Annotated in this window: 17 protein-coding genes; 6 read left to right on the top strand and 11 right to left on the bottom strand. The window is 72.9% G+C overall.

The genetic code is table 11. The features are described from left to right. Nucleotides 1-18 precede the first annotated feature (18 nt). Entirely contained in the window at nt 19-939 is a 921-nt protein-coding gene (locus ASD33_RS17695) for a tyrosine-protein phosphatase (RefSeq protein ID WP_056560803.1), read from the top strand. Here ASD33_RS17695 and ASD33_RS17690 read toward each other — a convergent pair. From ASD33_RS17690 to ASD33_RS17670, 5 genes are all read right to left on the bottom strand, one after another. Next, the gene (locus ASD33_RS17690) at nt 864-2,579 is read right to left on the bottom strand and encodes a DEAD/DEAH box helicase (RefSeq protein ID WP_056560800.1); all 1,716 of its coding nucleotides are present in this window, start codon (nt 2,577-2,579) and stop codon (nt 864-866) included. The two genes, ASD33_RS17695 and ASD33_RS17690, sit on opposite strands and share 76 nt — an antisense overlap. Before the next feature lie 252 nt (nt 2,580-2,831). Then, nucleotides 2,832-3,989, bottom strand: coding sequence for an acetyl-CoA C-acetyltransferase (locus ASD33_RS17685; protein ID WP_056560797.1), 1,158 nt, complete (start codon nt 3,987-3,989; stop codon nt 2,832-2,834). Nucleotides 3,990-4,007: 18 nt separating this feature from the next. Beyond that, entirely contained in the window at nt 4,008-4,625 is a 618-nt protein-coding gene (locus tag ASD33_RS17680; protein ID WP_056560794.1) for a TetR/AcrR family transcriptional regulator, read from the bottom strand. Between the two features lie 15 nt (nt 4,626-4,640). Beyond that, entirely contained in the window at nt 4,641-5,435 is a 795-nt protein-coding gene (locus ASD33_RS17675; protein ID WP_056560791.1) for an SDR family oxidoreductase, read from the bottom strand. Then, nucleotides 5,432-6,568, bottom strand: a complete 1,137-nt coding sequence (locus ASD33_RS17670) for an acyl-CoA dehydrogenase family protein (protein WP_056560788.1) — start codon at nt 6,566-6,568, stop codon at nt 5,432-5,434. Before ASD33_RS17670 ends, ASD33_RS17675 begins: the two co-directional genes overlap by 4 nt. Before the next feature lie 57 nt (nt 6,569-6,625). On the opposite strand from ASD33_RS17670, the gene ASD33_RS17665 reads away from it, so the two are divergent. Both ASD33_RS17665 and ASD33_RS17660 read left to right on the top strand, forming a co-directional pair. Continuing rightward, complete coding sequence (locus ASD33_RS17665) at nt 6,626-7,780, top strand: acyl-CoA dehydrogenase family protein (RefSeq protein ID WP_056560785.1); 1,155 nt, start codon at nt 6,626-6,628, stop codon at nt 7,778-7,780. Continuing rightward, nucleotides 7,780-8,820 carry an acyl-CoA dehydrogenase family protein gene (locus ASD33_RS17660; RefSeq protein ID WP_056560782.1) on the top strand — a complete coding sequence of 347 codons (1,041 nt, stop codon included), beginning with the start codon at nt 7,780-7,782 and terminating at the stop codon, nt 8,818-8,820. Before ASD33_RS17665 ends, ASD33_RS17660 begins: the two co-directional genes overlap by 1 nt. 43 nt (nt 8,821-8,863) lie before the next feature. Here ASD33_RS17660 and ASD33_RS17655 read toward each other — a convergent pair whose 3' ends face one another. The 4 genes from ASD33_RS17655 to ASD33_RS17640 all read right to left on the bottom strand — a co-directional run bounded on the left by ASD33_RS17655 (nt 8,864) and on the right by ASD33_RS17640 (nt 11,229). After that, the gene (locus ASD33_RS17655; protein WP_056560779.1) at nt 8,864-9,382 is read right to left on the bottom strand and encodes a pyridoxamine 5'-phosphate oxidase family protein; all 519 of its coding nucleotides are present in this window, start codon (nt 9,380-9,382) and stop codon (nt 8,864-8,866) included. A gap of 79 nt (nt 9,383-9,461) precedes the next feature. Continuing rightward, nucleotides 9,462-9,848 carry a VOC family protein gene (locus ASD33_RS17650; protein ID WP_056560776.1) on the bottom strand — a complete coding sequence of 129 codons (387 nt, stop codon included), beginning with the start codon at nt 9,846-9,848 and terminating at the stop codon, nt 9,462-9,464. Nucleotides 9,849-9,934: 86 nt separating this feature from the next. Then, nucleotides 9,935-10,654 carry a VWA domain-containing protein gene (locus tag ASD33_RS17645; protein ID WP_056560772.1) on the bottom strand — a complete coding sequence of 240 codons (720 nt, stop codon included), beginning with the start codon at nt 10,652-10,654 and terminating at the stop codon, nt 9,935-9,937. Next, nucleotides 10,645-11,229, bottom strand: a complete 585-nt coding sequence (locus tag ASD33_RS17640) for a helix-turn-helix transcriptional regulator (protein ID WP_056560768.1) — start codon at nt 11,227-11,229, stop codon at nt 10,645-10,647. The genes ASD33_RS17645 and ASD33_RS17640 overlap by 10 nt, the downstream gene beginning before the upstream one ends. A 95-nt stretch (nt 11,230-11,324) precedes the next feature. Between ASD33_RS17640 and ASD33_RS17635 the strand changes: the two genes are divergently transcribed. The 3 genes from ASD33_RS17635 to ASD33_RS17625 are packed head-to-tail and all read left to right on the top strand — an operon-like array spanning nt 11,325 to nt 14,169. Further along, on the top strand, nt 11,325-12,452 hold the full coding sequence (locus ASD33_RS17635) for an LLM class flavin-dependent oxidoreductase (RefSeq protein ID WP_056560765.1): 1,128 nt from the start codon (nt 11,325-11,327) through the stop codon (nt 12,450-12,452). Further along, nucleotides 12,449-13,171 carry a glucose 1-dehydrogenase gene (locus ASD33_RS17630; RefSeq protein WP_056560761.1) on the top strand — a complete coding sequence of 241 codons (723 nt, stop codon included), beginning with the start codon at nt 12,449-12,451 and terminating at the stop codon, nt 13,169-13,171. The genes ASD33_RS17635 and ASD33_RS17630 overlap by 4 nt, the downstream gene beginning before the upstream one ends. Beyond that, nucleotides 13,168-14,169, top strand: a complete 1,002-nt coding sequence (locus tag ASD33_RS17625; RefSeq protein ID WP_079044825.1) for an alpha/beta hydrolase — start codon at nt 13,168-13,170, stop codon at nt 14,167-14,169. The genes ASD33_RS17630 and ASD33_RS17625 overlap by 4 nt, the downstream gene beginning before the upstream one ends. Here the strand turns inward: ASD33_RS17625 and ASD33_RS17620 are convergent. Both ASD33_RS17620 and gltB read right to left on the bottom strand, forming a co-directional pair. Then, on the bottom strand, nt 14,155-15,615 hold the full coding sequence (locus ASD33_RS17620) for a glutamate synthase subunit beta (protein WP_056560758.1): 1,461 nt from the start codon (nt 15,613-15,615) through the stop codon (nt 14,155-14,157). The genes ASD33_RS17625 and ASD33_RS17620 overlap by 15 nt on opposite strands. Continuing rightward, nucleotides 15,608-20,173, bottom strand: a complete 4,566-nt coding sequence (gltB, locus tag ASD33_RS17615) for a glutamate synthase large subunit (RefSeq protein WP_056560754.1) — start codon at nt 20,171-20,173, stop codon at nt 15,608-15,610. The genes ASD33_RS17620 and gltB overlap by 8 nt, the downstream gene beginning before the upstream one ends. Nucleotides 20,174-20,410: the final 237 nt, after the last annotated feature.

Here is a 20,410-nt window from a genome sequence, read left to right as displayed (position 1 = left end):
CCGCAAAGGAGTCCGGCCGTGCACCTGTCTCGACGCGCTCTGCTCACCGCCACCGGGGCCGCCGCCCTGATCGCCGCCCTGCCGACGGAGGCGCTCGCCCGTCCCCGGCCCGCGCCCACGCTCCGCCCCCGGTCGGTGCCCGCCATCCGGCAGATCCCGCTCCAGGGCGCCGTCAACGTCCGTGACCTGGGCGGATACCCCACGTACGACGGGAGCCGTGTCCGGTACGGGCTCGCCTACCGGGGCGACCACCTGGCGAAGCTCACCGACGCCGATTTGGGCACCCTCGCCGGGCTCGGTCTCGGGACCGTGGTCGATCTGCGGATCCCCGCGGAGGTCGGTTACGACGGCGCCGACCGGCTGCCCCCGGGACCGGCCCCGGTCTCCCGGCCGGTCACCGACAAGGGCCTGTTCGGGCAGCTGCTGGCCGCGATCGGCTCCCGGGACCCGATACGCCAGGAGGAGATGCTGGGCGGCGGACGGGCCGCCGCCTTCATGTGCGAGGTGTACCGCACCTTCGTCACCGATCCCGCGAACCGGGCCGCCTTCGCGGCGACCCTGCGGGACCTCGCCGATCCCCGCCGGGGGCCGCTGCTCCTGCACTGCACCTCCGGCAAGGACCGCACCGGCTGGACCGGCTGGCTGCTGCTCACCCTGCTCGGAGTGCCCGACAGCCTCGCCCGCGCGGACTACCTGGCCTCCAACACCTTCCGCGCCGCGTACGACGCGCGGCTGCGGGAGGGGCTGAAGCAGGGCGGGCTGATGCAGAACCCGGAGCTGATCGTGCCGCTCCAGGAGGTGCGGGCGGAGTACCTCGACACCGCCCTGGAGCAGCTGCGCAGCTCCTACGGGAGCGTGTTCCGTTACGTGTCGGTCGGCCTCGGCCTGGAGTTCCGCGAGCTGCTGGCGCTGCGCGAACGGCTGGTGCCCGGGGCCTGACGCCCGGCGCGACCCGCACCGGCACCGGCACCCGCGGCGGCACCGCGTCCGCCGCCCGTGCCGGAGCCACGGCCGGAGCCGGAGCCACGGCCCGTGCCCCCGGCGGAACCGGCGGTACGGCCCGCACCGGCACCGGCGGAGCGGCCGCCCGTGCCCGTGCCCGAGGCGCCGGAGCGGCCGGAGCCGGAGCCCGTGCCGGTGGAGCCGCCGGCCGGAGCCGGACGGCGGCGACGGCGGTTGCCGCTGCCCGAGCCGGTGCCGCCGCCCGCCGCCTTGCGGGGCTGGGTCGGCTGCGGCGTCTCGACGACGACCGGGACGCCCGAGGGCTCCCGCGCGCCGGTCAGCTCGGCGAGCTGCTCGTCGCTGGACTTGATCTGCGCCGTGCGGGGGCTGATGCCCGCGTGCGACATCAGACGGCCCATGTCGCGCTTCTGCTCGGGCAGCACCAGGGTGAAGACGCTGCCGGACTCACCGGCGCGGGCGGTGCGGCCACCGCGGTGCAGGTAGTCCTTGTGGTCCATCGGCGGGTCGACGTTGACGACCATGTCGAGGTCGTCGACGTGGATGCCTCGGGCGGCCACGTTCGTGGCGACGAGCGTGGTGACCTGGCCGCTCTTGAACTGGTCCAGGGTCCGGTTGCGCTGCGGCTGCGAGCGGCCACCGTGCAGTCCGGAGGCCCGTACGCCGTTGGCGAGGAGCCGCTTGACCAGCCGGTCCACGGACCGCTTGGTGTCCAGGAAGAGGATCGTGCGGCCGTCGCGGGCCGCGATCTTCAGCGTGACGGCCTTCTTGTCGGTCTCGTCCATCACGTACAGGACGTGGTGCTCCATCGTCGTGACCGCGCCGGCCGACGGGTCGACGGAGTGGACGACCGGGTCGTCGAGGAACATCTTGACCAGCCGGTCGACGTTCCGGTCGAGGGTGGCCGAGAACAGCAGCCGCTGCCCGCCCGGCTCGACCTGCTTCAGCAGCTTGGTGACCTGCGGCAGGAAGCCCATGTCGGCCATCTGGTCGGCCTCGTCGAGGACGGTGACGGCGACCTGGTCGAGGCGGCAGTCGCCCCGGTCGATGAGGTCGTGGAGCCGGCCCGGGGTGGCGATGAGGATCTCGGCGCCGCGCCGCAGCGCGGAGGACTGCCGGCTGATCGACATGCCGCCGACGACGGTGGTGATGCGGAGGCGCAGCGCGGCGGCGTACGGGGTGAGCGCGTCCGTCACCTGCTGGGCGAGCTCGCGGGTGGGCACCAGGACCAGGGCGAGCGGCGCGCCGGGCTCGGCGCGGCGGCCGGCCGAGCGGGCCAGGATCGCGAGCCCGAAGGCGAGGGTCTTGCCGGAGCCGGTACGCCCCCGGCCGAGCACGTCACGGCCGGCGAGGGAGTTCGGCAGGGTCGCGGCCTGGATCGGGAACGGCTCCGTGACGCCCTGCTCGCCCAGGATCCGCAGCAGGCCCTCGGGCATGTCGAGGTCGGCGAAGGACTCCACCGCGGGAAGCCCGGGGGTCACCGTCTCCGGCGGCGTGAACTCGCTCGGGGGCGGGGGCGCGGTGGGACGTCGGCCACCGCGGGAGGCCTTCGGCTGTGACGTGGACTTCGCCGGGGAGGTGCGGGGGCTGCGCTTGTGGGGGCGCTCGGAGCGGGTCATGCGTGCCTTTCTGGCCGGTGCTCGCGGCACAGCGGGGGCCCGCACCTGCACGGTGCGGGCCCCGGCTGCTCTACCCGGAACACGCGATACGGGCCCCGGCTGTTTTCTCGCTGTATCCAAGGAACAATAGTGCGCCTCGGGACCTTCCCGCCCCGCCCGACCGATGCCAGGACGGATCCGGCCTGACCAGCGACGTGCGACGTGGGCGACCTCACAGCTCCCGGGGGCCGTCGGAGGTGCCCGCGGCGGCCGTCACAGCCGCTCGATGATCGTCACGTTCGCCTGTCCGCCGCCCTCGCACATCGTCTGGAGGCCGTAGCGGCCGCCGGTGCGCTCCAGCTCGTGGAGGAGGGTCGTCATCAGTTTGACCCCGGTCGCGCCGAGCGGGTGGCCGAGGGCGATGGCGCCGCCGTTGACGTTGACCCGGGCCGGGTCCGCGCCGGTCTCCTTGAGCCAGGCGAGGACGACGGGGGCGAAGGCCTCGTTGATCTCGACGAGGTCCATGTCGTCGATGGTCAGACCGATCTTCTTCAGGGCGTACGCGGTGGCCGGGATGGGGGCGGAGAGCATCCGGATCGGGTCCTCGCCGCGTACGGAGAGGTGGTGGATGCGGGCCCTGGGGGTCAGCCCGTGTTCCCGTACGGCCCGCTCGCTCGCGAGCAGCATCGCCGCGGCGCCGTCGGAGACCTGGGAGGAGCAGGCGGCGGTGATCGTGCCGCCCTCGACGACCGTCTTCAGGCCGGCCATCTTCTCCAGGGTGGTGTCCCGGCGCGGGCCCTCGTCCGCGGTGACCTCGCCGTAGGCCACGGTCTCCCGTGCGAAGCGGCCCTCGTCGATGGCGCGCAGTGCCCGCTCGTGCGAGCGGAGGGCGAATTCCTCCTGGTCGCGGCGGGTGATGCCCCATTTCTTCGCGATGAGTTCGGCGCCGTGGAACTGGTTGACGGGCGCGTCGCCGTACCGGGCGCGCCAGCCCTCGGAGCCCGCGTAGGGGCCTTCGGTGAAGCCGAGGGGTTCGGCGGCCTGCCGGGAGGCGAAGGCGATCGGGATCATCGACATGTTCTGGGTGCCGCCGGCGACGACCAGGTCCTGGGTGCCGGAGAGGACGCCCTGGGCCGCGAAGTGCACGGCCTGCTGGGAGGAGCCGCACTGGCGGTCGACGGTGACGCCGGGGACCTCCTCGGGGAGTCCGGCGGCCAGCCAGGCCGTACGGGCGATGTCGCCGGCCTGCGGGCCCACGGTGTCGAGGCAGCCGAAGACGACGTCCTCGACGGCGGCGGGGTCGATGCCCGAGCGCGCGACGAGGGCCTTGAGGACGTGCGCGCCGAGGTCCGCCGGGTGGACGGAGGCCAGTCCTCCCTTGCGGCGGCCCACCGGGGTGCGGACCGCTTCGACGATGTAGGCCTCGGCCATGACGACTCCTCCAGATGGCTAGGTACGTACGGCGATCCCGTCCAGGACCATCGAGAGGTACTGGCGGGCGATCTCCTCGGGGCTGTGCAGTCCGCCGGGCCGGTACCAGGACGCGGCGACCCAGACGGTGTCGCGGACGAAGCGGTAGGTGAGGCGGACGTCGAGGTCGGCGCGGAAGACCCCGGCGGCGACGCCGCGCTCCAGGGTGCCGAGCCAGGCCTTCTCGAACTTGAGCTGCGAGTCGGTGAGGTAGTGGAAGCGGGGCAGGTCGGTGAGGTGCCGGGACTCCTTCTGGTAGATCGCGACGGCGGCGCGGTGCCGGTCGATCTCGCGGAAGGACTCGGTGACGAGGGCCTCGATGGTCTCGCGGGGGCCGAGCCCGGCGGCGAGGACGGCGTCGTACCCCTCCCACAGTTCGTGCAGGAAGGTGGAGAGGATCTCGTCGAGCATCGACTCCTTGGAGTCGAAGTGGTAGTAGAGGCTGCCGGCGAGCATGCCGGCGGCGTCCGCGATCTTGCGGACGGTGGTGGCGTTGTACCCCTGGGCGGCGAAGACCTCGGCCGCCGTGTCGAGCAGTTCGCGGCGCCGCTCGGGCGCGGCGGCGTTCACCTGGTTCTTCTTCTTGGTCGTCGGCACGCGTCCATTGTGGTGCTACGCGCGCTGGCTGCTGACGGAGACGGTCTCGCCGGTCATGTAGGAGGAGTAGTCGCCGGCGAGGAAGACGATGACGTTGGCGATCTCCCAGGGTTCGGCGTGGCGGCCGAAGGCCTCGCGGGCGGTGAGTTCGTCGAGGAGTTCGGTGGTGGTGACCTTGGCGAGGTGGGGGTGCATGGCGAGGGAGGGGGCGACGGCGTTGACGCGGACGCCGTACGCGGCGGCCTCGACGGCGGCGCAGCGGGTGAGGGCCATGACTCCGGCCTTGGCGGCGGCGTAGTGGGCCTGTCCGGTCTGGGCGCGCCAGCCGACGACGGAGGCGTTGTTGACGATCACTCCGCCGGTGCCGGAGTCGCGGAAGCGGCGGAGGGCGGCGCGGGTGGAGCGGAAGGTGCCGCCGAGGGTGACGTCGAGGACGCGGTTCCACTGGTCGTCGGTCATGTCGGCGAGCTCGGCGGTGCCGCCGAGGCCGGCGTTGTTGACGATGACGTCCAGGCGTCCGTGGAGGCGTTCGGCGGTGTCGTAGAGCGCCTGGACCTGGTGCTCGTCGGTGACGTCGCAGGGCTGGGAGGCGACGGCGTCGGCGCCGAACTCGGCGGCGAGCGCGGCCTCGGTCTCCTTGAGGCGCCGGGTGTGGGCGTCGCTGACGACGACGCGGGCGCCTTCCTCCAGGAAGCGGCGGGCGGTGGCGCCGCCGATGCCGGCTCCGGCGGCGGCGGTGACGACGGCGGTCCGGCCGGCCAGCAGGCCGTGGCCCGGCACGTAGGGGGGTGGTGGCTGCTTCCCGGTCACGGTCGCGGCTCCTTCGGGAGGCCGAGCACCCGCTCGGCGATGATGTTGCGCTGGATCTCGCTGGATCCGGCGTAGACGGTGTCGGCGCGGGAGAAGAGGAACAGCCGCTGCCAGTCGTCGAGTTCGTACGGGGCTCCGGCGGCGAGGGTGGCGGCGGGCCCGCACACCTCCAGGGCGAGTTCGCCGAGGCCGCGGTGCCAGTGGGACCAGTACAGCTTGGCGGCGGAGGGGTCGGTGCCGCGCAGGGCGCCGGCGCGCAGGGCCTCCAGTTCGGCCCAGGCGCGGACGAGCCGGTCGCGGATGTCGGGGTCGGCGGCGGCGCCGTTGCGCCGGGCGAGGGCGACGAGGGCGTCGAGCTCGCGGCGGAAGCCGACCTGCTGGCCGAGGGTGGAGACGCCGCGCTCGTAGCCGAGGGTGGCCATGGCGACGCGCCAGCCGTCGCCGGGGGCGCCGACGACGTGCGCGGCGTCGGCGGTGGCGCCGTCGAAGAAGACCTCGTTGAACTCGCTGGTGCCGGTGAGCTGGACGATGGGACGGATGTCGACGCCGGGCTGGTCGAGGGGGACGAGGAGGTAGGAGAGTCCGGCGTGGCGCCGCGAGCCCGGCTCGGTCCGGGCCAGCACGAAGCACCACTGGGACTCGTGGGCGAGGGAGGTCCAGATCTTCTGGCCGTTCACCACCCACCTCCCGCCCTCCAGGCTCGCGCGGGTGCGGACGGCGGCGAGGTCGGATCCGGCGCCGGGTTCGCTGTAGCCCTGGCACCAGAGTTCCCGGACGGCGCGGATCGGGGGCAGGAAGCGGGCCTTCTGCTCCTCGGTGCCGTGGTCGATGAGGGTGGGGCCGAGGAGCTGTTCGCCGATGTGGTTGACGCGGGCGGGGGCGTCGGCGAGGGCGTACTCCTCGTGGAAGGCGATCTGTTCCTCGATGCTCGCACCGCGTCCGCCGTACTCCTTCGGCCAGCCGACGCAGGTCCAGCCGTGGTCGGCCAAGTGCCTTTCCCAGGCGAGCCGTTCGGCGAAGGCCTCGTGTTCGCGGCCGGGTCCGCCCCGGCCCTTGAGGGCGGCGAAGGAGCCGCTGAGGTGGGTCTTCAGCCAGCCCCGTATCTCCGCCCGGAACTCCTCGACGCTGCTCATGGCCGTACGTTAACCTACCAAACACTTGTTAGGGAACGGGTGAGGGCGGGGTGACCGATGGATCTCTCGTACACACGGGCCGAGGAGGCCTTCCGGGCGGAGGCCAGGGAGTGGCTGCGGGAGCACGTCCCCGCGACGCCGCCGCCCTCCCTCGAAACGGCCGAGGGCTTCGCCGCCCACCGCGCCTGGGAGGCCGAACTGGCCGCCGCCCGCTGGTCGGTGGTCTCCTGGCCCGAGGAGTACGGGGGGCGGGGCGTCGACCTCGCCCGGTGGCTGGTCTTCGAGGAGGAGTACTGGGCGGCGGGGGCGCCCGGCCGGGTCTCGCAGAACGGCGTCCAGCTCCTCGCCCCCACCCTCTTCGACCACGGCACCGAGGAGCAGCGGGCCCGGATCCTGCCGTCGATGGCGACCGGCGGGACGATCTGGGCGCAGGCCTGGTCGGAACCCGAGGCCGGCTCCGACCTGGCGTCGCTGACCTCCCGCGCGGTCCGCACCGACGGCGGCTGGCTGCTTTCGGGGCAGAAGACCTGGTCGTCCCGGGCCGCCTTCGCGGACCGGGCCTTCGGCATCTTCCGCAGCGACCCGACGGCGGACCGGCCCCACCGGGGCCTCACGTATCTGATGTTCGACCTGCGGGCGCCGGGGGTGACCGTCCGGCCGATCGGCCGGCTCGACGGGAAGCCGGCCTTCGCCGAGCTGTTCCTCGACGAGGTCTTCGTCCCCGACGAGGACGTGATCGGCGAGCCCGGCCAGGGCTGGCGCATCGCGATGTCCACCACCGGGAACGAGCGGGGGCTGATGCTCCGCTCCCCCGGCCGCTTCCTCGCCGCCGCCGACCGGCTCGTGGGGCTGTGGCGGGCGGAGGGCGACCCGGCGGACACGGCGGTGCGGGACCGGGTCGCGGACGCGGTGATCGGGGCGCGGGCGTACCACCTGTTCACGGCGGGGGCGGCGGCCCGGCTGGCGGCGGGCGGCCCGGGGGCCTCCGCGGGAGCCGAGTCGAGCCTCAACAAGGTCTTCTGGTCGGAGTACGACCTCGCCCTGCACGAGACCGCGCTCGACCTCCTGGGAGCGGACGGCGAGCTGACGGACACGGCGTGGGCCGAGGGGTACGTCTTCTCCCTCGCGGGGCCCCTCTACGCGGGCACCAACGAGATCCAGCGCGACATCATCGCCGAGCGGCTGCTCGGCCTCCCGAAGGGGCGCCGCTGATGGCCTTCCTGCCGACCGACGAGCAGCGGGCCTTCGCCCGCTCCCTGGACGCGATGCTCACGGCCGCCGACACCCCCGCGACCGTACGGGCCTGGGCGGGCGGCGACCCGGCTCCCGGGCGGGCGCTGTGGGGGCGGCTGGCGGAGGCGGGGGTGTTCGCCCTCGCCGTACCGGAGGCGTACGAGGGAGTGGGCCCGCTGCCCGTCGAACTCGCCCACGCCCTGGTCGAGTCGGGCCGCCACGCGGTGCCGGGCCCGCTGGCCGAGACGGTCGCGTCGGCGGTCCTCCTCGGCGAACTGGCCGCGCTCGGCGAGCCGGGCCCGGCGAAGCGGCTGCTGCCGGGCCTGGCGAGCGGCGAGCGGACGGCGACGCTGGCGATGACCGGACCCGGGACGGAGACGGGACGGAACGTCGTGCCGTACGCCCTGGACGCCGACCGGGCCGATGCCGTGCTCGTCGTACGGGGCGAGGAGCTGTGGCAGGCGCCCGGCCACGGGCCGGTCAGGGTCTCCGCCGACCCCGCGCGGCGGCTGGCCCGCCCGGCGCCCGGCGGGGAACTCCTCGCCGAGGGACCGGCGGTGGCCGTCGCGGCGGCGCACGCCCGGCGCTGGGCGATGCTGGCGACGGCGTCGCAGTCGCTGGGGGTGGGCCTGGCGCTGCTCGACCGGACGGTGGCGTACGCCCGGCAGCGCACCCAGTTCGGCACCCCGATCGGCGCCTTCCAGGCGGTCAAGCACCGGCTGGCCGACACCCTGCTGGCCCTGGAGTTCGCCCGCCCGCTGCTGTTCGGGGCGGCGGTGGCGCTCGCGGCCGGGGACGACGCGGACGTGCGGGAGGCCGAAGGCGCCCTCGCCGCCGCGAAGGTCGCCACCGGCGAGGCCGGTTACACGGCGGCACGCACGGCCCTCCAGATCCACGGCGCCGTCGGCTACACGGAGGAACTGGACCTCTCGCTCTGGCTGCGCAGGGCCCGGCCGCTGAGGGACGCGTGGGGGAACCCGGCGGAGTGCCGGGCGGCCGTGCTCGACGCGTACGCCTGAGGCGCGCGCCCGAAGCGCGGCAGGGGTACGCGTCCCGGGACGGCTACGCGTCCTCGCGCGGCGGGCTGTCGTCGTTGCCGCGACGGAGGACGCGGGTCGGGCCGGCGGCGGTCCAGGTGTGGAGGACGATCTCGTCGTCGTCCACCCAGGTGCGTACGACCTCGGCCGGCTCCACCCGGAAGAGGTGGAACGGGCGGGGCGCGCCCGCCTCGGCCGCGTACCGGTCCACGGTCTCCGGGTCGGTGACCTCCACCGCCCGGCCGGAGACGCGGACGTCCCCGCCGCCCATGTCGGTGCCCGGGCCGGGATTGGCGAGCAGGGCGAAGCGGGGGTCCCGGCGCAGGTCGAGGGCCTTGCGCGAGTTCGGCATCATGCCGAGCCACAGCTCACCGAAGCGGAAGTCCGCCTCGATGCCGCTGAGCCGGGGCGAGCCGTCCCTGCGCACGGTGGCGAGGGCGTGGTGGGTGTACTGCCCGAAGCGCGCGCGGACGGTCGCGGCGAGTTCGGGTTCGGCGGCCTCGAAGGCCGGCCAGCCGGGTGTCGGGTCATCGGTGTCTCCCATGCTTCCCATGTCTCCAGGAAACACCGGATACCCGACACCCACTGTCCGGATTACTCCGGACGCCACCGGCCGGGCCGCGTCAGACCGCGGCGGTCGCGTCCCGCTCCGCCTGGCTGCGCTCCACGCAGAACTCGTTGCCCTCGGGGTCCGTGAGGGTCGCCCAGCCGGTGCCGTCCGGGTTGCGGTGGTCCTCGAACAGGGTGGCGCCGAGGCCGAGCAGCCGCTCGACCTCCTCGTCACGGCTGCGGTCCTGCGGCTGGAGGTCGAGGTGGACGCGGTTCTTGGCCGCCTTCGGCTCGGGGACCCGGATGAAGAGGAGGTTCGCGCCGGGCGACTCCACCAGGGCCTCCGGGTCACCGGGCTGGTCGTCCTCGGAGAGCTCGACCTCCAGGGCCCCGGCCCAGAAGGTGGCGAGCGCGTAGGCGTCGGCGCAGTCGATGGTCACATGTCGTACGAGAGAACTCATGGCCGCATGATGTCCCGGGGCCGCGCCCGGGGCCACCCGTTTTCCACCCCGCGCGGGGTTCGTCCTCCCTTGCCGCGCCGGGGAGTTCAGGACCGGACGATGCCCTGCCGCCGGGCCGCCGCGAGCCACGCGGGGAACTCTGCGACCAGCCGGTCGTACAGTTCGGCGTCCCGCATCCGGCCCGGGTCCTGCCCGGCGTGGAAGAAGCCGGCGTTGTCGACGGGCCGCTTCCCCGGCACGTCCAGGTCGTCGAGGCGTCGCAGGAAGTCGAACTGGCGGCTGTCCGGGTCGCCGAAGCCGATGAACTGCCAGAAGATCGGCAGCCGGGCCGCCTTGCACACGTACCGCTCGGCCGCGAGCTTGTTGATCGGCCCGCCGTCCGTCTGGAAGACGACGAGCGCGGGTTCGGTCGAGCCGCTGTCCAGGTACTGGTCGATGACGGCGTCCATGGCCAGGTGGTAGCTGGTCTTCCCCATGTGGCCGAGCCCGGCGACGATCCGGTCGATCCGCCCGGCGTGGTCGTCGAGCCGGATCTCGGTCTCGGCGTCGACGTCGGTGGAGAAGAAGACGACGGGGACCCGTCCGTCGTCGTCGAGGTGGGCGGAGAGACCGAGGACCCGGTCCGCCAGGGCCTGGACGGCGCCGCTCCGGTAGTACGGCTTCATCGAGCCGGAGTAGTCGACGACGAGGTGGACGGCGACCCGCTGCCCCTCGATCCCGTTCCGCCGCAGCGAGGCTCCGGCCTCCTTGTAGAGGTTCACCAGGGCGGGCGCGGTCTCCTCGACCTTCCGCAGGCTCAGGGGCACGGGCGTTCCCTCTCCAGTTCCTCGATGTCCGCGAGCATGGCGTCGGCCAGGTCGCGTTCGGCGGCGTAGTACCGCTCGGCCCAGGTGAGGGTGAGCCGGGGGTACGCCCAGGCCTCGTCGGCCCCCGAGTCGGCCACGTCCGCCTCGGCGCGCCGCCGCATGCCCTCGGCGTGCTCGCGGTGCGCGGTCAGGATCTCCCGGGTCCGCCCGGGTTCGAGGAGGTGGCCGAGCCAGAGCCGCAGCATCGGCCCGTGCTTGAGGACCGGGGGGTCGAGGGGGGCGTCGGCGGCCCAGGCGCGGACGGCGGCGAGTCCCTCGTCGGTGATCCGGTAGACGCGCTTGTCGCGGGAGCCGGCCTGGGGGGCGACCAGCCGGGAGCCGGCGTATCCGGCGGACTCCAGGCGTTTGAGTTCGCTGTAGATCTGACTGAAGGACGGGCTCCAGTAGAAGAGGCCGAGGGAGCGGTCCGACCATTTCTTGAGGTCGTAGCCGGACAACTCGCGCCCGAAGGAGAGCAGTCCGAGCACGGCCCAGCTCGTCGCCGGAAGCGCCGGCACGGTCTCTTCGTCCGCCACGGTCGGCAGTCTACGCGGCCCTTCCCTCCCCCATCTATGCCTGCTAGAAGTATTTCGATTAGGCATAGTCGCCATGTCTCCGGGAGGAGCGTCCCGTGAAGTTCTCCATGATCTTCGAAGCACAGCTCGTCGACCCGACCCCCGCCAACGAACACCGTGTCCTCCACGACTGCGTCGAACAGGCCGTCCTCGCCGAGGAGATGGGCTTCGACCGGATCTGGGCGGTCGAGCACCACTCCCTCACCCAGTACGCCCACATGAGCGCGTCCGAGATCTTCCTGACCTGGGTCGCCGCCCGCACCCGCACCCTCCGCGTCGGCCACGGCGTCGTCACCATGCCCTTCGGCTACCAGCACCCCGTCCGGGTCGCCGAGCGCGCCGCGATGCTCGACGTCCTCTCCGGCGGCCGGGTCGACGTCGGCGCCGGGCGGGGCGCGACCCGCCAGGAGACGCGGATGTTCGGGGTCCGCCCCGAGGACACCCGGCCGCAGACGGAGGAGGCCCTGCGGATCTTCGCCGCCGCCTGGCGCGAGCCGGAGTTCGAGTGGCACGGCACCCTCGACATCGGCCCCGGTGCGGTGCTGCCCCGCCCGGTCCAGCACCCCCACCCCCCGCTCTTCATGGCCTGCTCGCAGCACGAGTCGCTGCGGCAGGCCGCCGAACTCGGCATCGGGGCCCTGGTGATGGGGTTCGCGGGCGCCGAGGACGTCCGGGCGATGCGCGCGGTGTACGACGAGGCCGTGGCCGGCCGGGACGGTTCCCGGTTCGTGTCCACCGAGGTCAACGACCACTTCTCCGCCCTCTGCCCGACGATCGTCCTGGACGACGCCGCCCGCGCCGTCCGGCTCGGCACCCGGGGCCAGCGCTTCTTCGCCGAGTCGATCGCGCACTGGTACGGCGGCGCCCCCGCCCCCACCGGTTACGCGGAGGACGAGGACCACGCCGGCGCCCTGACCCGCGAGCGGGAGGAGCTGATCGCCCGGCTCCACGAGGCGGACATCCCGGCCCGGCCCGTGGACACCGGCACCTACCACACCGACCACGCCTACGGGGACGCGGCCACGGCCGTCGCCTACGTCGAACGGCTCCGGGAGATCGGCGTCGACGAGGTGATGTGCCTGATCCAGATGGGGACCGTCCCGCAGGAGGTCTGTCTGGAGACCATCCGCCAGTGGGGCACGAAGGTCATCCCGCACTTCCGCGACTCGGGGGCGACGGCGTGAACGGCCTCCGCGGCAAGGTCGTCCTGGTGACCGGCGCGGCGCGCGGACAGGGCGCGGCGGAGGCCCGGCTGCTGGTGGCGGCGGGGGCGCGCGTCGTCCTCACCGACGTACGGGAGGAGGAGGGCCGGGCGGTCGCCGCGGACCTCGGGGACGCGGCGGTCTTCGTCCGCCACGACGTGACGCGTGCGGAGGACTGGCGGACCGCGACCGGGACGGCCCTCGCCTCGTACGGGAGGATCGACGGGCTGGTCAACAACGCGGCGCTCTGGCGCACCGCGCCGGTGGAGTCGGAGACGTACGAGAACTTCGAACTCCTGCTCAGGGTCAATCTGCTGGGTCCCTTCCTCGGCATCCAGGCGGTGCTTCCCGCACTCCGGGAGACGGGCGGCGGCGCGATCGTGAACGTGTCGTCCACGGCCGGCCTCAAGGGTGTCCCCGGCCACGCCGCCTACGCGGCGGGCAAGTTCGGGCTCCGGGGACTGAGCCGCTCGGCGGCGCGCGATCTCGCCCCGTACGGCGTCCGCGTCAACTCGGTCCACCCGGGCGCGGTCGACACCCCGATGACGGCGGCGGTCGCGGACCGGGACTGGTCCCCTGTGCCGCTGGGCCGGATGGGCCGCCCGGAGGAGGCCGGGGAGCTGGTCGTCTTCCTGCTCTCGGACGCGGCCTCGTACGTGACGGGCGCCGAGTTCACGGTGGACGGGGGGCTGACGGCATGACGGGCGACTCCCTCACCCCGGCGGCCCGGGCGCTCTGCGACGCGATGTCGGCGGTCTTCCCCCGGCCGGAGGCGGGCGCGGAGGCGCTGCGGGCGGCGGCCAGGGCCCACCTCGGCGAGATCCCGCCCACCGCTTCCGTCGCGGCGAACGGCGTGCCGGTCCGGGTGTACGAGGGGACGGGCGACCTGGTGATCGTCTTCGCGCACGGCGGCGGCTGGGTGCTGTGCGACCTGGACACCCACGACCGCACGTGCCGCGCGCTCGCCTCCCGTACCGGCGCGACCCTCGTCTCGGTCGACTACCGGCGCGCTCCCGAGCACCGCTTCCCGGCGGCCGAGGACGATGTGTGTGCGGCCCTGGCCTGGGCGGCGGAGGCGTATCCGGGGCGTTCCCTGGTCCTGGCGGGCGACTCCAGCGGCGGCAGTCTGGCCGCCGCGGCGGCGCTCCGCGCCCGCGACCGGGGCGGCCCGCCGCTCGCCGGACAACTGCTCCTCTATCCGGCCCTGGACCACCGGCTGGCCGGCCCGTCGGCGGAGACGTACGCCGAGGGGCACTTCCACACCACGGCCCATATGCGCTGGTACTGGGAGCAGTACCTGGGCCCGGACGGCGACCCGGCCGCGGCCTCCCCCGGTCTGGCCACCGACGTCACCGGCCTCCCGCCGGCCCTGCTCGTCCTCGCGGACTGCGACCCGCTGCGCGACGAGGGCCTCGCCTACGCCCGGCGCCTCTCCGCGGCGGGCGTCCGGACCGAGGTCCACCTGCACACGGGCATGTTCCACGGCTTCCTGGGCGGGGCGGGCGTCCTCCCGGAGGCGGACGGGGCCCTGGACGGGGCCGCCGGGTGGCTGGCCGGTCTGGGCCGAGGCCCCGGCGAACGCGCCGCAGCACCCCCCAGTCGTCCGGTCGGGGACCTTCGGGGGGTGCTGCGCTCAGTTCCGCACGTCGTTGTACGGGACGTCTCCGGGGGTGATCCGGCCGGATCAGACCATCAGTGAACGGTCCGTCGGACGGATCGGGGCCGGCAGGGAGCTGGCTCCGGTCAGGAAGCGGTCCACGCCGCGGGCGGCGGAGCGGCCCTCGGCGATGGCCCAGACGATGAGGGACTGGCCGCGGCCGGCGTCACCGGCGACGTACACGCCGTCGACGTTGGTGGCGAAGTCCGCGTCACGGGCGATGTTGCCGCGCTCGTCCAGGTCCAGGCCGAACTGCGCGACCAGGCCGTTCTCCACGTCCGTGCCGGTGAAGCCCATCGCGAGCGTGACCAGCTGGGCGGGGATCTTCCGCTCCGTGCCCGGCTTCTGGGTCAGCTTGCCCTCGACGAACTCGACCTCGACGAGGTGGAGGAACTGGACGTTGCCGTCCTCGTCGCCCTCGAAGTGGGTGGTGGAGACGGAGTACACCCGCTCGCCGCCCTCCTCGTGCGCGGAGGTGACCTTGTAGAGCATGGGGAAGGTCGGCCAGGGCTGGCCGGCGTTCCGGTCCTCGCCCGGCCTGGGCATGATCTCCAGCTGCGTGACCGAGGCCGCGCCCTGGCGGTGGGCCGTACCGACGCAGTCGGCGCCGGTGTCGCCGCCGCCGATGACGACGACGTGCTTGCCCTCGGCGGTGATCGGCGGGGCCACGAAGTCGCCCTCGACGACCTTGTTGGCCAGCGGCAGGTACTCCATCGCCTGGTGGATGCCGTTCAGCTCCCGGCCCGGGACGGGCAGGTCGCGGGCGGTGGTGGCGCCGGCGGCGATGACGACCGCGTCGAACCGCTTGCGCAGGTCCGTCGCCGTCATGTCGCGGCCGATCTCGATGCCGGTGCGGAACTTGGTGCCCTCCGCGCGCATCTGCTCGATGCGGCGGTTGATGTGCCGCTTCTCCATCTTGAACTCGGGGATGCCGTAGCGCAGCAGGCCGCCGATGCGGTCGGCGCGCTCGTACACGACCACGGTGTGGCCGGCCCGGGTCAGCTGCTGGGCGGCGGCGAGACCCGCCGGGCCCGAGCCGATGACGGCGGCGGTCTTGCCGGACAGGCGCTCGGGCACCTGCGGCTTGACGTCGCCTCCGTCCCAGGCCTTGTCGATGATGGAGACTTCGACGTTCTTGATGGTGACGGCCGGCTGGTTGATGCCGAGCACGCACGCCGACTCGCAGGGAGCCGGGCACAGGCGGCCGGTGAACTCCGGGAAGTTGTTGGTGGCGTGCAGGCGCTCCTGCGCCGCCGACCAGTCCTCGCGGTAGGCGTAGTCGTTCCACTCGGGGATGAGGTTCCCGAGGGGACAGCCGTTGTGGCAGAACGGGATGCCGCAGTCCATGCAGCGGCCGGCCTGCTTGCTGATGATCGGCAGCAGGGAGCCGGGGACGTAGACCTCGTTCCAGTCCCTGACGCGCTCGCCCACCGGACGGGTCTGGGCGACTTCGCGCCCGGTGGTCAGGAAGCCCTTGGGGTCAGCCATGGGACGCAGCCTCCATCATCTTCTCGGTGGTCTCGGACTCGGAGAGACCGGCGAGCTCAGCGGCGTCCTTGGCGGCGAGCACTGCCTTGTACGTGGTGGGGATGATCTTGCTGAACCGGTCGGCGTTCGCGGTCCAGTCGGCGAGCAGCTTCTCGGCGACGGTGGAGCCGGTCTCCTCGTGGTGGCGGCGCACGACGTCGTGCAGCCACTCCTTGTCGGCGTCCGACAGGGCCTCGATCGCGCCCAGGTTGCCGGAGTTGACGTTGTCCCGGTCGAGGTCGACGACGTAGGCGACACCGCCCGACATGCCGGCCGCGAAGTTGCGTCCGGTCTCGCCGAGGACGACCGCCGTGCCGCCGGTCATGTACTCGCAGCCGTGGTCGCCCACGCCCTCCGAGACGACCAGGGCGCCGGAGTTGCGGACGCAGAAGCGCTCGCCGGTGCGGCCGCGGAGGAACAGTTCGCCGCCGGTCGCGCCGTATCCGATGGTGTTGCCCGCGATGGTCGAGTACTCGGCGAGGTGGTCGGCGCCCCGGTCGGGGCGGACGACGACCCGGCCGCCGGAGAGGCCCTTGCCGACGTAGTCGTTGGCGTCGCCCTCCAGGCGGAGGGTGACACCGGCCGGCAGGAAGGCGCCGAAGGACTGGCCGGCGGAACCGGTGAAGGTGATGTCGATGGTGTCGGCCGGGAGGCCGGCGCCGCCGAACTTCTTCGTCACCCGGTGGCCGAGCATGGTGCCGACCGTGCGGTTGATGTTGCGGATGGCGACCTGGGCGCGGACCGGCTGGGCCTCCTCGGCGGAGGCGGCGTTCAGGGCCTCGGCGGCGAGCTCGATCAGCTCGTTGTCGAGGGCCTTCTCCAGACCGTGGTCCTGCTCGATCAGGGCGTGGCGGACCGCGCCCTCGGGCAGCTCCGGCACGTAGAAGAGCGGCTCCAGGTCGAGACCCTGCGCCTTCCAGTGGGTGACCGCGCGGCTGGTGTCCAGCAGCTCGGCGTGGCCGACGGCCTCTTCGAGGGTGCGGAAGCCCAGCTCGGCGAGGAGCTCGCGGACCTCCTCGGCGATGAACTCGAAGAAGTTGACGACGAACTCGGGCTTGCCGGAGAAGCGGTCGCGCAGGACCGGGTTCTGGGTGGCGATGCCGACCGGGCAGGTGTCCAGGTGACAGACGCGCATCATGACGCAGCCGGAGACGACGAGCGGCGCGGTCGCGAAACCGAACTCCTCGGCGCCGAGCAGCGCGGCGATGATCACGTCGCGGCCGGTCTTCAGCTGGCCGTCGGTCTGGACGACGATCCGGTCGCGCAGGCCGTTGAGCAGCAGGGTCTGCTGGGTCTCGGCGAGGCCGAGCTCCCAGGGGCCGCCCGCGTGCTTGAGGGAGGTGAGCGGGCTGGCGCCCGTACCGCCGTCGTGGCCGGAGATCAGGACGACGTCCGCGTGGGCCTTGGAGACACCGGCGGCGACCGTGCCGACGCCGACCTCGGAGACCAGCTTCACGTGGATGCGGGCGACCGGGTTGGCGTTCTTGAGGTCGTGGATCAGCTGGGCGAGATCCTCGATGGAGTAGATGTCGTGGTGCGGCGGCGGCGAGATGAGGCCGACGCCGGGCGTCGAGTGACGCGTCTTGGCGACCCACGGGTAGACCTTGTGGCCGGGCAGCTGGCCGCCCTCGCCGGGCTTGGCTCCCTGCGCCATCTTGATCTGGATGTCGTCGGCGTTGACCAGGTACTCGCTGGTGACACCGAAGCGGCCGGAGGCGACCTGCTTGATCGCGGAGCGGCGGGCCGGGTCGTAGAGACGGTCCGGGTCCTCGCCGCCCTCACCGGTGTTGGACTTGGCGCCCAGCTGGTTCATGGCGACGGCGAGGGTCTCGTGCGCCTCGCGGGAGATGGAGCCGTACGACATGGCGCCGGTGGAGAAGCGCCTGACGATCTCGGAGACCGGCTCGACCTCGTCGAGGGGGATCGACGGGCGGTCGGAGGTGAAGCCGAAGAGGCCGCGGAGCGTCATGAGGCGCTCGGACTGCTCGTTCACCCGGTCCGTGTACTTCTTGAAGATGTCGTACCGCTTGGTGCGCGTGGCGTGCTGCAGGCGGAAGACGGTCTCCGGGTCGAACAGGTGCGGCTCGCCCTCGCGGCGCCACTGGTACTCGCCGCCGATGTCCAGGGCGCGGTGCGCCGAGGGGACGCCGGAGACGGGGTACGCCTTGGTGTGCCGGGCGGCGACCTCCTTGGCGACGACGTCGATACCGGCGCCGCCGATCTTGGTGGCCGTGCCGTTGAAGTACGTGGCGACGAAGGTCTCGTCGAGGCCGACGGCCTCGAAGACCTGGGCGCCGCGGTAGGAGGCGACGGTGGAGATGCCCATCTTGGACATGACCTTGAGGACGCCCTTGCCGAGGGCGTAGATCAGGTTCCGGATGGCCTGCTCGGGCTCCAGGCCCTCGATGAAGGTGCCGGCGCGGACCAGGTCCTCGACGGACTCCATGGCGAGGTACGGGTTGACCGCGGCGGCGCCGTAGCCGATGAGCAGGGCGACGTGGTGGACCTCGCGGACGTCACCGGCCTCGACCAGCAGACCCACCTTGGTGCGCTGCTTGGTGCGGATGAGGTGGTGGTGGACGGCCGCGGTGAGCAGCAGCGAGGGGATCGGCGCGTGCTCGGCGTCGGAGTGCCGGTCGGAGAGCACGATGAGGCGGGCGCCGCCGTCGATGGCGGTGTCGGCCTCGGCGCAGATCGCGTCGATGCGGGCGGCGAGGGCCTCGCCGCCGCCGGAGACCCGGTAGAGGCCGGAGAGGGTCGCGGCCTTCATGCCGGGCATGTCGCCGTCGGCGTTGATGTGGATGAGCTTGGCGAGCTCGTCGTTGTCGATCACCGGGAAGGGCAGGGTGACGCTGCGGCACGACCCGGAGGTCGGCTCCAGCAGGTTGCCCTGGGGGCCCAGCGAGGAGCGGAGGCTCGTCACCAGCTCTTCGCGGATGGCGTCCAGCGGCGGGTTCGTGACCTGCGCGAACAGCTGCGTGAAGTAGTCGAAGAGGAGCCGCGGGCGGGCGGACAGGGCCGCGATCGGCGAGTCCGTGCCCATGGAGCCGAGGGGCTCGCCGGCGGTGGTGGCCATCGGGGCGAGGATGACACGCAGCTCTTCCTCGGTGTAGCCGAAGGTCTGCTGGCGGCGGGTGACCGAGGCGTGGGTGTGCACGATGTGCTCGCGCTCGGGGAGGTCGGAGAGCTCGATCTCGCCGGTCTCCAGCCACTCCGCGTACGGGTTCTCGGAGGCGAGGCCGGCCTTGATCTCGTCGTCCTCGACGATGCGGTGCTCGGCGGTGTCGACGAGGAACATCCTGCCGGGCTGGAGGCGGCCCTTGCGGACGACCTTGGCGGGGTCGATGTCGAGGACGCCGACCTCGGAGGAGAGGACGACGAGGCCCTCGTCGGTAACCCAGTAGCGGCCGGGGCGCAGACCGTTGCGGTCGAGGACCGCGCCGACCTGGACGCCGTCGGTGAAGGTGACGCAGGCCGGGCCGTCCCAGGGCTCCATCATCGTGGAGTGGTACTGGTAGAAGGCGCGGCGGGCCGGGTCCATGGTCTCGTGGTTCTCCCACGCCTCCGGGACCATCATCAGGACCGCGTGCGGCAGCGAACGGCCGCCGAGGTGGAGCAGCTCCAGGACCTCGTCGAAGGAGGCCGAGTCGGAGGCGTCCGGGGTGCAGATCGGGAAGATCCGGTCCAGCGGGCCCTCGCCGAAGACCTCGGAGCCGAGCTGCGCCTCGCGGGCGGTCATCCAGTTCCGGTTGCCCTTGACGGTGTTGATCTCACCGTTGTGGGCGACGAAGCGGTACGGGTGGGCCAGCGGCCAGCTCGGGAAGGTGTTGGTGGAGAACCGGGAGTGGACCAGGGCCACGGCGGTGGCGCAGCGGCGGTCCGACAGATCCGGGAAGAAGGGCTCCAGCTGGCCGGTGGTCAGCATGCCCTTGTAGACGATGGTGCGGGCGGAGAGCGACGGGAAGTACGTCGCGGCCTCGCGCTCGGCGCGCTTGCGCAGGACGAAGGCCTTGCGGTCGAGCGCGATGCCCGTGGTGGAGCGGTCGGCGGCGGCCACGAAGAGCTGGCGGAAGACCGGCATGGTCGAGCGGGCGGAGGCGCCGAGCAGCTCGGGGGCGACGGGGACCTCGCGCCAGCCGAGGACGTCCAGGCCCTCTTCGGCGGCGATCGTCCCGATCTTCGCGGCGGTTCCCTCGGTGTCGTCCTCGGGGAGGAACGCGATGCCGACGGCGTACGCGCCGGCCTCGGGGAGCTCGAATCCGGCGACCTCGCGGAGGAAGGCGTCCGGGACCTGGAGCAGGATGCCGGCGCCGTCGCCGGAGTCGGGCTCGGAGCCGGTGGCGCCGCGGTGCTCGAGGTTGCGCAGTACGGTCAGCGCCTGCTCGACCAGCGCGTGGCTGGCTACACCGGTGAGGGTGGCCACGAACCCGACACCACAGGCGTCGTGTTCGTTACGGGGGTCGTACATCCCCTGCGGAGCGGGGCGACCGTCCATGGGCGACCAGGCGTCGGAACGCATCGGCTCTCCCGTCGTCGTATTGGCATATGCAGATGCCGAGGGACGACGTTGGCCCTCCGCGAAATTTCGTGCAGGTTACATGATGGCTGAGTTCTCACGAAGCGGATAGTTCATTCCAACATGCGGACACCGCCGACACGGAGCGGTGATGGGGGTTCACCTGGGAGGTTCACCTGGGGGTGCGGCGACAGGGGCTGTCCCGCGGGGGCGGATCGAAGGCGATCCGGAAGATCTCCG

This window comes from Streptomyces sp. Root1304, assembly GCF_001426405.1.
GTDB lineage: Bacteria > Actinomycetota > Actinomycetes > Streptomycetales > Streptomycetaceae > Streptomyces.
The sequence above is the reverse complement of the archived record's forward strand: the minus strand, read 5'-3'. Positions and strand labels throughout refer to the sequence as shown.

Coding starts and splice junctions, on each gene's coding strand:
- ASD33_RS17690 (WP_056560800.1), bottom strand. CDS start 2,579: ATGACCCGCTCCGAGCGCCCCCACAAGCGCAGCCCCCGCACCTCCCCG.
- ASD33_RS17685 (WP_056560797.1), bottom strand. CDS start 3,989: ATGGCCGAGGCCTACATCGTCGAAGCGGTCCGCACCCCGGTGGGCCGC.
- ASD33_RS17670 (WP_056560788.1), bottom strand. CDS start 6,568: ATGAGCAGCGTCGAGGAGTTCCGGGCGGAGATACGGGGCTGGCTGAAG.
- ASD33_RS17665 (WP_056560785.1), top strand. CDS start 6,626: ATGGATCTCTCGTACACACGGGCCGAGGAGGCCTTCCGGGCGGAGGCC.
- ASD33_RS17660 (WP_056560782.1), top strand. CDS start 7,780: ATGGCCTTCCTGCCGACCGACGAGCAGCGGGCCTTCGCCCGCTCCCTG.
- ASD33_RS17655 (WP_056560779.1), bottom strand. CDS start 9,382: ATGGGAGACACCGATGACCCGACACCCGGCTGGCCGGCCTTCGAGGCC.
- ASD33_RS17650 (WP_056560776.1), bottom strand. CDS start 9,848: ATGAGTTCTCTCGTACGACATGTGACCATCGACTGCGCCGACGCCTAC.
- ASD33_RS17625 (WP_079044825.1), top strand. CDS start 13,168: ATGACGGGCGACTCCCTCACCCCGGCGGCCCGGGCGCTCTGCGACGCG.
- ASD33_RS17620 (WP_056560758.1), bottom strand. CDS start 15,615: ATGGCTGACCCCAAGGGCTTCCTGACCACCGGGCGCGAAGTCGCCCAG.
- gltB (WP_056560754.1), bottom strand. CDS start 20,173: ATGCGTTCCGACGCCTGGTCGCCCATGGACGGTCGCCCCGCTCCGCAG.